At 66.9% G+C, this 11,718-nt stretch carries 11 protein-coding genes; 4 read left to right on the forward strand and 7 right to left on the reverse strand.

What is annotated here, in order from left to right; all coding sequences use genetic code 11:
* The first annotated feature begins 33 nt into the window (after positions 1-33).
* Positions 34-936: an alpha/beta hydrolase gene (locus I6F09_RS28485; protein ID WP_225189576.1), complete on the forward strand. Its 903-nt coding sequence runs from the start codon at positions 34-36 to the stop codon at positions 934-936.
* A 104-nt stretch (positions 937-1,040) separates the two neighbouring features.
* Here I6F09_RS28485 and I6F09_RS28490 read toward each other — a convergent pair whose 3' ends face one another.
* Positions 1,041-1,499 carry a nucleoside deaminase gene (locus tag I6F09_RS28490; RefSeq protein WP_225189577.1) on the reverse strand — a complete coding sequence of 153 codons (459 nt, stop codon included), beginning with the start codon at positions 1,497-1,499 and terminating at the stop codon, positions 1,041-1,043.
* Between the two features lie 117 nt (positions 1,500-1,616).
* Between I6F09_RS28490 and I6F09_RS28495 the strand changes: the two genes are divergently transcribed.
* Positions 1,617-3,614: a pseudouridine synthase gene (locus tag I6F09_RS28495; RefSeq protein WP_225189578.1), complete on the forward strand. Its 1,998-nt coding sequence runs from the start codon at positions 1,617-1,619 to the stop codon at positions 3,612-3,614.
* 139 nt (positions 3,615-3,753) lie between these two features.
* Entirely contained in the window at positions 3,754-4,311 is a 558-nt protein-coding gene (gene rsmD, locus I6F09_RS28500) for a 16S rRNA (guanine(966)-N(2))-methyltransferase RsmD (protein WP_225189579.1), read from the forward strand.
* Between the two features lie 82 nt (positions 4,312-4,393).
* Here rsmD and mutL read toward each other — a convergent pair whose 3' ends face one another.
* Positions 4,394-6,208, reverse strand: coding sequence for a DNA mismatch repair endonuclease MutL (gene mutL / locus I6F09_RS28505; protein WP_225189580.1), 1,815 nt, complete (start codon positions 6,206-6,208; stop codon positions 4,394-4,396).
* Between the two features lie 316 nt (positions 6,209-6,524).
* Here mutL and I6F09_RS28510 point away from each other — a divergent pair, with 316 nt between their 5' ends.
* The gene (locus tag I6F09_RS28510) at positions 6,525-6,833 is read left to right on the forward strand and encodes a hypothetical protein (RefSeq protein WP_036027161.1); all 309 of its coding nucleotides are present in this window, start codon (positions 6,525-6,527) and stop codon (positions 6,831-6,833) included.
* Positions 6,834-6,889: 56 nt separating this feature from the next.
* Here the strand turns inward: I6F09_RS28510 and arfB are convergent, their stop codons facing one another.
* The 5 genes from arfB to lspA all read right to left on the reverse strand — a co-directional run bounded on the left by arfB (position 6,890) and on the right by lspA (position 11,708).
* Positions 6,890-7,306 (reverse strand): alternative ribosome rescue aminoacyl-tRNA hydrolase ArfB, encoded by a 417-nt coding sequence (gene arfB, locus I6F09_RS28515; protein WP_225189581.1) that lies wholly within the window; start codon positions 7,304-7,306, stop codon positions 6,890-6,892.
* A 119-nt stretch (positions 7,307-7,425) separates the two neighbouring features.
* Positions 7,426-8,793 carry a pitrilysin family protein gene (locus tag I6F09_RS28520; protein WP_225189582.1) on the reverse strand — a complete coding sequence of 456 codons (1,368 nt, stop codon included), beginning with the start codon at positions 8,791-8,793 and terminating at the stop codon, positions 7,426-7,428.
* Positions 8,790-10,181 (reverse strand): pitrilysin family protein, encoded by a 1,392-nt coding sequence (locus I6F09_RS28525; RefSeq protein ID WP_109145983.1) that lies wholly within the window; start codon positions 10,179-10,181, stop codon positions 8,790-8,792. The genes I6F09_RS28520 and I6F09_RS28525 overlap by 4 nt, the downstream gene beginning before the upstream one ends.
* 207 nt (positions 10,182-10,388) lie before the next feature.
* Positions 10,389-11,117, reverse strand: a complete 729-nt coding sequence (locus I6F09_RS28530; RefSeq protein WP_225189583.1) for a hypothetical protein — start codon at positions 11,115-11,117, stop codon at positions 10,389-10,391.
* A gap of 96 nt (positions 11,118-11,213) precedes the next feature.
* Positions 11,214-11,708, reverse strand: a complete 495-nt coding sequence (gene lspA / locus I6F09_RS28535; protein ID WP_036009258.1) for a signal peptidase II — start codon at positions 11,706-11,708, stop codon at positions 11,214-11,216.
* Positions 11,709-11,718 lie beyond the last annotated feature (10 nt).

The raw sequence follows: 11,718 nt of genomic DNA on the forward strand, positions 1-11,718 counted from the left end.
GCCCCCGCGACCGACCCATAAGGATGCAACAAGATGTCCGATCTCGCCGACCTCTATCCGGGCTTTGCCGCCGAATGGATCGATACCTCGTTCGGCCGCATCTTCGCCCGTGTCGGCGGCAAGGGCCCGCCGCTGCTGCTCCTACACGGCTTCTCCGAGACCCACGTGATGTGGCACCAGGTGGCCCCTGAGCTGGCGGAAGCCTTCACGCTGATCATCGCCGACCTGCCGGGCTACGGCTGGTCCGACATGCCCGCGAGCGATGCGCTGCACATCCCCTACTCTAAGCGCGCCATGGCCAAGGCCATGGTCGAGGTCATGGAGCGGCTCGGCCACGTGCATTTCGCGCTCGCCGGCCACGACCGCGGCGGCCGCGTGTCGTATCGGCTCGCGCTCGACCATCCCGGCCGGCTGTCGAAGCTCGCCGTGCTCGATATCCTGCCGACCTATGATTACTGGGAGCGGATGAACCGCGCCTACGCCTTGAAGATCTATCACTGGGCCTTCCTGGCCCAGCCCTATCCGCTGCCGGAGACGCTGATCGCAGGGCAGGGCGAGTTCTTCCTGCGCTTCAAGATGGCGAGCCAGACCAAGTCGAAGACGCTGGACGCGATCGACCCGCGCGCGCTCGCGCACTACCTCGCCCCGTTCCGCGATCCCGCCCGCATCCACGCGATGTGCGAGGATTACCGCGCCGGCGCCTATTTCGATTACGACCTCGACAAGGCCGATTTCGAGGCGGGCAAGAAGATCACCATTCCGATGCTGGCGCTGTGGGGCAACGCCGGCATCGCCCAGGCCGCCGCGACGCCGCTGGAGACGTGGACACAATGGGCCACCAACGTCGACGGCATGCCGGTGGATTCGGGGCACTTCCTCACGGAGGAGAATCCTGACGTGACGGCGAGGGCGCTGCGCGAGTTCTTCTTGGCCTGACGATCGCGTAGCCCGGATGGAGCGCAGCGAAATCCGGGATTCTCTCCTCGCCGCGGCACTGTCCCGGATTGCGCTTCGCTCCATCCGGGCTACGCGACTCCGACCTACCGCCGCTCCCGAAAGAACTCCTTCAGCAGCCGCGCCGCCTCGCTCTCGCCGACGCCGGAATAGACGTCCGGCGCGTGGTGACAGGTCGGCGAGGCAAAGAACCGCACGCCCGACTCCACCGCGCCGCCCTTGGGGTCGGCCGCGCCGTAATAGAGCCGCCTCACCCTTGCAAACGAGATCGCGCCCGCACACATGGTGCAGGGCTCCAGCGTCACGTAGAGGTCGCAATCGACTAGGCGCTCGCTGCCGATCTTCGCGGCGGCCGCGCGCAGCGCGATGATCTCGGCATGGCCCGTCGGGTCGTGGTCGGTCAGCGTCCGGTTGGCCGCGGTGGCGATCACCTCGTGATCGCGGACCACCACGCATCCGATCGGAACTTCGCCCGCTTTTCCGGCATTTTCGGCCGCCAGAAGCGCCAAATCCATGAAAGAAGGGGCTTTCATGCCTCGTATCATCGCCAGAAACCTGCTACTAGCTCCGCCTTCAGCAAGAGTGGATACCGATTTTGCCTGAGCATGCGGCTCGCAGCGAGCGCGCACAATGCTCGCGTCACCCCTTAAGTGAGATTAGTCATGCCTCGCGACAGCGACAAAGACAACGATTCCCGCGGCCGGCGAGGCCCCCCCAAAGGCCGTAGCGGCAAGCCGCGCGGCCCCGAGAAGAAATTTGCCAAGCGCGGCTTCGAGGGCAAGGGTGGGGGCAGGGGCGAGCGCGACAGCCGCCCGCCCCGTGGGGACCGCGAGGGCCGTCCGTTCCGCCGCCGCGAGGACGGCGATGCGCCGCGCCGCGATTTCAGCGACCGTCCCCGCTTCAAGCGCGACGACCGCGGCAGTGAAGGCCGCGGCGAGCGCAGCTTCAAGCCGCGCGGTGATCGCCCGTCCTATGGCCGTGACGATCGTCCGCCGCGCAGGGATCGCGACGATGCACGCTCGGCCGGCCGCTCCAGCGACAGGAAGTTCGGCGACAAGAAGCCCTACGCGCCGCGCGGCGACCGTCCAGAGCGCAAGTTCGACGGCGAACGGAAATTTTCGCGAGGCGGGCCGGATCGCGAACGCGACCGCGGGGATCGCAGGCCGCGCGAGGATCGTGGCGAACGCAGCTTCAAGCCGCGCGGCGACCGCCCGAATTTCGATCGCGGTGATCGCGCACCGCGCAGTGACCGTCCGCGCAAGAGCTTCGACAAGGATTTCGGCGGCCGCGATCGTGGCGATGAAAAACCCTGGCGTCAGCGCGACGATCGTCGCGAGGGCGGCCGCGGTGAGGATCGTCCCCGCTTCTCGCGTTCGCGCGATGACCGCGCATCGGGTGATCGTCCGTTCCGCGAGCGACCGAAATTCGATCGGCCCCGTGACCGCGACAGCGAACGCGGTGACCGTCCGAAATTCGATCGCCCACGCCAGCGCCCCGAAGGCCGCATGGACTGGCAGGAGCATCCGCGCAACGAAGGCCGCTTCCGCGATCGTCCGCGCCGCGAGAACGAGGATGACAGCAGGATTTTCGAGAAGCGTCCCGCCTTCGGCGGCCGCGGCGCCTATCGCGAGCGGAACCGTGATTTCGAGGGCCGGCCGCGCCGCGACGACGCGCCGAAGCCGAAGAAGGCCGGCGAGCGCATCGCCAAGGTGCTGGCCCGCGCCGGGCTCGCCTCGCGCCGCGACGCCGAGGAGATGGTCACGCAGGGCCGCGTCACCGTCAACGGCCGCGTCATCAATTCGCCGGCGCTCGACATCACCAAGAACGACGTCGTCATGGTCGACGGCAAGCCGTTGCCGGAGCGCGAGCGCACGCGGCTGTTCCTCTACCACAAGCCGCGCGGGCTGATGACGACGCATGACGACCCCGAGGGCCGTCCGACCGTGTTCGACAATCTGCCCGAAGGCCTGCCGCGGCTCATCAGCGTCGGCCGGCTCGACTTCAACACCGAAGGCTTGCTGCTGCTCACCAACGATGGCGGCCTCGCGCGCACGCTGGAGCTGCCCGACACCGGCTGGCTGCGCCGCTACCGCGTCCGCGCCCATGGCGACGTCACCCAGGCGCAGCTCGATGCGCTCAAGAACGGCATCGAGATCGAGGGCGTCAAGTACGGTCCGATCGAGGCGACGCTGGAGCGCGATCAGGGCGCCAATGTCTGGCTGGTGTTCGCGATCCGCGAAGGCAAGAACCGCGAGGTGCGCAACGTCTGCGCCCATCTCGGCCTCGAAGTGAACCGGCTGATCCGCGTCTCCTACGGCCCGTTCCAGCTCGGCGAGATTCCGGAAGGCCAGGTCGAGGAGATCCGCGCGCGCGTGCTGCGCGAGCAGCTCGGCGACAAGGTGATCGAGAAGTCGGGCGCGCAGTTCGACGCGCCCTCGAAGTCATCTTCGCGCTCTGACGACGCGACCAGCGAGAAGAAGCCCGCCAGCAAGCGCGCGGTCATCAATGACCGCAAGGGCCGCCGTGTGCTGGTGCAGCGCACCGGCAGCGAAGAGGCGCGCGAGCGCAACGAGATGGAGGCGAGCGGCTACGGCCCGCCGCGCCGTCCCAAGCGCGGCTATCACGGCAAGCGCGACCTGACGCCGCGGGACGGCGAGTAGGTCCGATGGATGGAACGAGCCTGGCACCGCGCAACTGGTCGTCATGGCCGGGCTTGACCCGGCCATCCACGTCTTGCTTGCGCTTACGGCTGAAGAGCGTGGATGCCCGGGAGAAGCCCGGGCATGACGGAGTGGTGTGATGCGCGTCGTCGGCGGTCGCTTGAAGGGGCGCAATCTCGCCTCACCGTCCTCGCGCGACATCCGCCCGACGGCGGACCGCTTGCGCGAGTCCGTGTTCAACATCCTCGTGCACGCCTATGACAATCCGATCCAGGACGCGCGCGTGCTCGATCTCTTCGCGGGCACCGGCGCGCTCGGCATCGAAGCCGCGTCACGCGGGGCGAAGTTCACGCTGTTCGTCGACAATGGCGCGGAGGCGCGTGCGCTGCTCCGCAGCAATGTCGAGGCGCTCGGCCTCGGCGGCGTCACCAAGGTCTACCGCCGCGATGCGACCGATCTCGGCCCCGCGCATCCGGTCGAGCCGTTCTCGCTGGTGTTCCTCGATCCGCCCTATGGCAAGGGCTTTGCGGAGAAGGCGCTCGCGAGCCTTCGCGACGGCGGCTGGCTCACGCCGGGCGCGCTGCTCGTGGTGGAAGAGGCGAGGGCCGCGCAGTTCACGACACCGGAAGGTTTTGAGGAGCTGGAGCGGCGGGCCTATGACGACACGGAGTTTGTGTTTTTGCGTAGGGCGGATTAGCGAAGCGTAATCCGCCACTGTCTCTCACCGCGGACGCAGAAGAGGTGGATTACGCCTTCGGCTAATCCACCCTACGGCCCCGTCATCGCCTTCCGAACAGCTTCTCCACGTCGCTCAGCTTCAGCTCGACATAGGTCGGCCGCCCGTGATTGCACTGGCCGGAGTTCGGTGTCTCCTCCATCTCTCGGAGCAGGGCGTTCATCTCTTCGGGCCGTAAGCGGCGGCCGGCGCGTACCGAGCCGTGGCAGGCCATGGTGGCGGCGACGTGCATCAGGCGGCGTTCGAGCGGCAGCGCCTCGTCCCATTCGGCCATGTGCTCTGAAAGATCGCGCAAGAGCCCGCCGGCATTGGTCTTGCCGAGCAGCGATGGCGTTTCACGCACCGCGACCGCTCCGGGGCCGAAGGATTCAATGGCAAGGCCGAACGACGCCAGCTCCTCACTGCGCTCCAGCAGGCGCTCCACCGTCGCCTCGTCCATCTCGACGATCTCGGGGATCAGCAGGATCTGCCGCTGCACGCCGTTCGCAGCGAGCGAGGCCTTCAGCCGCTCATAGACGATGCGCTCATGCGCGGCATGCTGGTCGACGATGATCAGGCCGTCGCGGGTCTGCGAGACGATGTAGGTCTCGTGGATCTGCGTGCGCGCCGCGCCGAGCGGGCGGTCCACGAGATCAGCTACCGGCTGCGTCTCGATCCGCACGTCAGCACTGGGCGCGCCGACGTCGAAGGCAGCCTGCGCACGCTCGGCGAAGGCGGGCGCGGCGGCGCCTTCGAACGACGGCATCGGCGCCACCGGGGCGGCTGGCGAGGCGCGCCAGTCCCAGCTTGCCGGACGTGGCGGCATGAAGGCGGGCCGGAACGAGGACAGCGCGCTCTCGCCGCTATTGGCGGCGGTGCGGCGGCCCTCGCGTGCGAGTGCTTCCTTCAAGCCATGCACGATCAGCGCGCGGACGAGGCCGGCATTGCGGAAGCGCACCTCGGTCTTGGCCGGATGCACATTGGCATCGACCTCGCGCGGATCGAGCGTGACGAACAGCGCAAGCACCGGATGGCGGTCGCGCGGCAGATAGTCGGAATAGGCCGCGCGCACGGCGCCGAGAATGAGCTTGTCGCGCACCGGCCGGCCGTTGACGAAGAGATATTGGCCGAGTGCGTTGGCCTTGGTCAGCGCGGGAGCCGCAGCATAGCCGGCGACCACGACGCCCTCGCGCTCGGCATGGACCTCGATGGCGTGGCTGCGGAACTCGGCGCCGAGGATGTCGCCAAGCCGAGTTAGCCGTCCGGCCGCGCCGGGCAGTGCCGCGGTCCAGGTCACCGGTGCGCGCTCCTCGCCGGCGAGCGTGAAGGCGATATCGGGCCGTGCCATCGCGAGGCGCCGTACCACTTCGCGGATGGCTTCCGCCTCGGTGCGGTCGGTCTTCAGAAACTTGAGCCGCGCCGGCGTCGCGTAGAAGAGGTCGCCAACCTCGACGCGCGTGCCATGCGCCAGCGCCGCCGGCATGATCCCGGACTTCTCGCCGCCCTCGACCGACAACGCCCAGGCGTGCGGCTCGCTGGCATGCCGCGTGGTGATGGAGAGGCGCGCCACCGAGCCGATTGAGGGCAGGGCCTCGCCGCGAAACCCGAGGGTGCGGATCTGCAGCAGGTCCTCGTCGTCGAGCTTGGAGGTGGCATGGCGCTCGACGGCGAGCGCAAGGTCTTTTGCGATCATGCCGCTGCCGTCGTCGGTGATGCCGATTCGCCGCCGCCCGCCGCCGTCGGTGAAGACGTCGATGCGGCTCGCGCCGGCATCGATAGCGTTCTCGACCAGCTCCTTGACCACGCTCGCCGGACGTTCGACCACCTCGCCGGCGGCGATGCGGTTGACGACCTGTTCTGGCAGCTGGCGGACGGGCATGAGGCTCACTCGGCGAATATTCTCAAGTCTAATGCCGCGCAGCGACAAATGCATGGGTCAGGTTGAGCTTCCCACACCCGAAATGGGGGACATTTTCGGCGCGCCTCGTCCGTCGGGAATGCTTGGCATGTTCCGCGCCGCCGCATATGAGGAGCACAATTCCGCGAAAGCGCCGCGAAAACCCTAAACGATCACCACACGACGCGGCTTGCATCACACCGCGCCGTTCGAACTCTCTTTGCGATGAACCGGTCCGGTGCAGGCGAACGGTGCAGAAGGCAACCGACGGTTCATCGCGACATTCCAGGAGAAATGGATGAAGTTGGTGAAGACCTCTGCGATCGCTTGCGCTCTCGCGGCCCTCGTTGCAACGCCCGTTCTCGCCCAAGGCACCTCGTCTGGGACGAGGCCTGGCGGCACCGTACAAAGCAAGCCCATGCAAGGCGGCGCGTCAGGCAGCGAGGATGAGGATCTCGGTGCACAGCAGGGCGCAGCCGGCGAGAAGGTCGGCATGAAGTCGGGCAAAGGCACGAAGGGGTCCGTCGGGACCACCGGCAGCGCGACGCGCAAGGGCACCGCAGACGATGCGGCGACCGGCGGTGCTGCGGCCGGCAAGCGCTACTGACGCCAGCTCGCGAACGGCAAATCTCCGGTCGCTCGCGCGACCGGAGGTTTTTCGCATCAATCGTCGAAGCTCCGGCCGCGGCCGGCCTTGATGTCGCTGCGGTGTTTCTTGCCCTCGAGCCGGCGCTGCTTGGAGGCGAAGGTCGGCCGCGTCGCGCGGCGAGGCGTCGGCCGGACCATGGCCTCCTTGAGCATCTCGACGAGGCGATCGATGGCATCCTGGCGGTTGCGCTCCTGGGTGCGGAAGCGCTGGGCGTGGATCACGATCACGCCGTCCTTGGTCATGCGCTGGCCGGCAATGCGGGCAAGGCGCAGCGCCGCGTCCTCGGGCAAGGTCAGCTTGCGGGTGTCGAAGCGCAGCTGCGCGGAGGTCGCGACCTTGTTGACGTTCTGCCCGCCCGGGCCGGAGGCGCGGACAAAGCCGATCTCGATGTCGTCCTCGTCGATGACGAGATCGCGGGATATCCGCAGCATGCTGGCACCATTCGTGATGTCAGGACATACCGCGGACATCCGTCGTCAGCAATGGCGCTGCCGTGAAACGCAAATGGCCGGGATGGCCCGGCCATTCAGGAAACGTCGAGAAAAAGAGATCAGTTCGACTTCGTCGCCGGTGCAGCCGCCGGTTGCGCGGCGGCCTGCGGGGCCCGGCCGACGACGACGGTCAGCAGCCCCTGGCCCCAGAGCCGCTTGGCGGCCGCCTTGGCATCGTCCAGCGTCACGGCGTCGACGATGGCGTTGCGCTTCTCGATATAGTCGATCGGCAGCTTGTCCTGCTGATATTGCAGCAGCGCCTGTGCCAGCTTGGACGAGGTGTCGAGCGCCAGCATCTGCGAGCCCTTGAGATAGGACTTGGCCTCATCGAGCTCCTTCTGCGTCGGGCCCTCCTCGGCGATGCGGCGCACCTCCTGTTCGATGGCCTCGATGGTGTGGCCGGCGCGGTCGGCGCGGGTGCCGGTATTGCCGATGAAAATCGCCGAGTGCTGCATCCAGAGCAGCGACTCGTACACCGAATAGGCCAGTCCGCGCTTCTCGCGCACCTCGCGATAGAGCCGGGACGATAGGCCGCCGCCGCCGAGGATGTGGTTGACGACGTAGGCCGCCATGAAGCTCGGATCACTCCGCTTCACGCCGGGTCCGCCGAAGGTGATCACCGTCTGCGGCACGTCGAGGGTCACGAAGGCGCGTTGCGGCGGCTTTGCAGCCTCGACGTCGGGGACCGGCGTCAGATTGGCCTTGGCCGGCAGGCTGCCGAAGGTGTGGTCGAGCAGCTTTCCGAGCGTAGCCGGATCGACGTCGCCGACGACCGCAATCTTGAGGCCATCCCTGGCGAGGACACGGCCGACATAATTCCTCAGGTCGGCAATTGTGATGGTCGGCACGCTGTCGAGGTTGCCGTTGCTCTGCCGGCTGTAGGGGTGATCGCCGAACGCGAGCTCCAGAAACTTGCGGCTCGCCAGCGAGGTCGGATTGGTGGTCTCGCGGCGCAGGCCCGAGATGACCTGCGAGCGGATGCGTTCGACGTCGGCCGTGTCGAAATGCGGCGAGGTCAGCGCCATCCTGAGCAGGTCGAAGGCCTCGTCCTTGTTGTCGCGCAGCATGCGAAGGCTGCCCCGGAGGGTGTCGCGGGTGGCGTTGAAGGACAGCTCGATGGCGCGGCGGTCGAGCCGTTCATGGAACGTCTTGGAATCGAGATCGCCTGAGCCTTCGTCGAGGAGAGAGCCGACCAGATTGGCAACGCCCGGCTTGTCCTTGGGGTCCTCGGCCGAGCCGCCGGCGAAGGAATATTCCATGGCAATCAGCGGCACGGTTGCGTCCTGCACGAACCAGGCTTCGATGCCGCCCGGCGAGATCAGGTGCTGGATCTTTGCGGCGGCCTGCGACGGCGAGACCGCAGAGAATGCGAGGACGGCGCCGGCGGCAACGGAGAATGCAAGGCGGCGAAGGAAGGAATAGGTCACGAGCGCTTCTCCTCGCGCTTGGCGGTTGCAGTGTCCTTGATCAGGTAGCCCGTCACCGAGCGCTTCTTCTCGAGCCATTTCTGGGCGACGGCGCGAACCTGCTCGGCGGTGACGGCGCGGATGCGATCGGGCCAGCTCCTGATGTCCTCGATCGACAGGCCCGTGGTCAGCGCGCCGCCGTACCAGCGCGCCAGCACAGCCTGGTTGTCCTGGGCGTAGATCGCTTCGGCAATGAGCTGGGTTTTGACCCGCTCCAGATCCTCGGCGCGGATCGGGTTCTGCGCGACGTTGGCAAGGACCCCGTCGACCGCCTGCTCGACCTCCGAAAAACTGACGCCGGGTTTCGGTGCAGCCGAGATCGCGAACTGGGTCGGGTCGAGCGAGATGCTCGAATAGCTGGCGCTGGCGGAGACCGCGAGCGGCTTGTCGACCACGAGGGCGCGGTAAAGATAGGAATTGCTGCCGCTGCCGATCAACTGCGCCAGCACGTCGAGGGCTGCGCTCTCGCCGGCCGCGGCCGTGGTTGCCGAGGGCACGAGATAATAGCGCCGCATGTTCGGCTGCTCGACGCGCGGGTCGGCCAGCGTGACGGTGCGCGGGGCGGCGGGCTCCGGCTCCTGCGGACGAACGCGCCGCGCCGGGATCGCGGGCTGTGCGGGGATCGAGCCGAAATTGCGCTCGACCAGCGGGCGGACTTCGGCGGCGTCGACGTCGCCGGCGATCACCAGGATCGCGTTGTTCGGCGCATAGAAGCGACGATAGAAGGCAAGCGCATCCTCGCGATCGAGCTTCTCGATCTCCTGATGCCAGCCGATCACCGGCCGCCCATAAGGGTGGTTGAGATAGAGCGCGGCCATGATCTGCTCGTTCAACCGCGCATCCGGATTGTTGGCGACGCGCATGTTGTACTCTTCGAGCACGACGTCGCGCTCGGGCAGCACGTTCTCGTCCTTGAGGACGAGGCCCGTCATGCGGTCGGCCTCGAACTCCATCATGGTCGGCAGCTGCTCTTTCGGCACGCGCTGATAGTAGTTGGTGTAGTCGACCGAGGTCGAAGCGTTCTCGTTGCCGCCGACACGCAGCACGGTCTGGGAGAATTCGCCTGCCGGATGCTTCGCGGTGCCCTTGAACATCAGGTGCTCGAGGAAATGGGCGAGGCCGGACTTGCCGGGCGTCTCGTCGGCCGAGCCGACCTTGTACCAGATCATCTCGGTGACAACGGGGGTGCGGCGGTCCGGGATCACCACGACCTGCATGCCGTTGGCGAGCGTGAAGCTGGCGGGCGGAGCCGATGTCACCGTGGTCTGGGCAAGGGCGGCGCCGGCCGAAAGGACACTCGTCGAAAGCAGCGCGGCAAGGAGGCAGGCAGCCGATCGGTAAGAGGACATCATGATCCCTGGTTGTGAGGTGCCGAGCCCGGATCTCCGGCTCGGAGGGCACGGCAGGCTACACCGTGCGGCTGAGGCTTCGCGTCACGAAGCAGAGAACTCAACGCTTAGGCAAGTTACTGATAAGCAATTTTGAACGAGGTGGGCGGACATGCACCGCCGACCCTCGCTTCGCGCGGGTCAGAATGTCGCGACAGGACAGGAACGCTATTGTTCCTTCTCCTTGCCGGATCGGACGTCGAAATAGGTCCGCTTCGAATTATCCGGGCCGGCGCCGTAGGCGTAGTTCGGCGACGGCGTCTGATATCCCGGCGGCGGCTCCACCAGCGATTGGCGTGGCGGTTCCGACGTAAACTGCTTGGACTCGGGCCCGTTCCCTTTGAAGAGTTTCCACAGCCCTCCGGTATATCCGAGTTCGGCAGGGCTCATCGTCGGATTGGCCACGTTGGTGCCCGGCTGGACCGGGTCATTGCTCGTCCTGTCGGCGGCGGCCGTCCTATGGGCGTTCAACTCGGCGGGCGACAGCGGCTGGGCGTTCTTCCAGTACTCCGTTGCCTTGTTACCGGACTTCTTCCGCTGGGCGATGGCCTCCTTGCGGCGCTTCTCGTCGGGGTCCTTCGGCCAATTCGGCGCAGCCGCGGCTTCGGCGGCGGCAGGCGGCGGCAGGTCGAGCTTGGGCGGCACGACCAGCGGCGAACGCTCGCGGTATTCGATGCCGGGTTTTTCCATGCTCCGGGCGCCAAGGCCGGTCATCAGGTTGTCGATGAGCTTCTCTTCGAAGGTCATGTCGTCCTCGTCGTCATCGTCGGCAGCACGGGCGCCACCGGTCGACATGACGAGGCCGATGCCGAGCGCGACGGCGGCCAATTTCAGTGCCCGCCAGCCCCCCGATTGGGAGCCCCGAACCATCGAACCGCTGGTCTTCGAGCTGCGCATCACCGTACCTGTTTCATATTGTAGCAGATTGCCGCCCACACGCGGCTTGACCCTTGCAAAAGCCGGGTTCCAGCTGCCGGTCCGTATCGGCCGGGATCAGGGCGCTTTTGCGGCGGGTACCCCCAGGAAGGAATCATACAATAGCGCTGCCACCCCAGCAACGATGGCCACGTCCGCGAGGTTAAACACATACCAATTATAGGTATTTCCGGCGATCTCGATGTGGAACAGGGCGAAATCCACCACCGCGCCATAGGCCAGGCGGTCGATGCCGTTGCCAATGGCGCCGCCGATGATCAGGCCGAGCGCGACGGTCGCGAGCATGGTGTGCGAGCGGGCCATCCAGATCGCCAGCGCAACCACCGCGATCGCCTTGACGGCCATCAGCGCGAACTGCGCGGCCTGGCTGTCGTTCTGGAGCCAGCCGAAGCTGATGCCGATATTCCAGGCCAGCACCAGGTCGAAGAACGGCGTCACCCGCACCGCGCCGCGACGGGCGAGGTCGAACACGTTCAACAGCCAGAGCTTCGAGGCCTGGTCGGCCACGAGCGTGACCATGGCCGCGAGGATGCCGGCACGGAGCGGGGTCATGGCCGACCGA

The organism is Bradyrhizobium sp. IC3195 (assembly GCF_020193585.1).
Taxonomy (GTDB): domain Bacteria; phylum Pseudomonadota; class Alphaproteobacteria; order Rhizobiales; family Xanthobacteraceae; genus Bradyrhizobium; species Bradyrhizobium yuanmingense.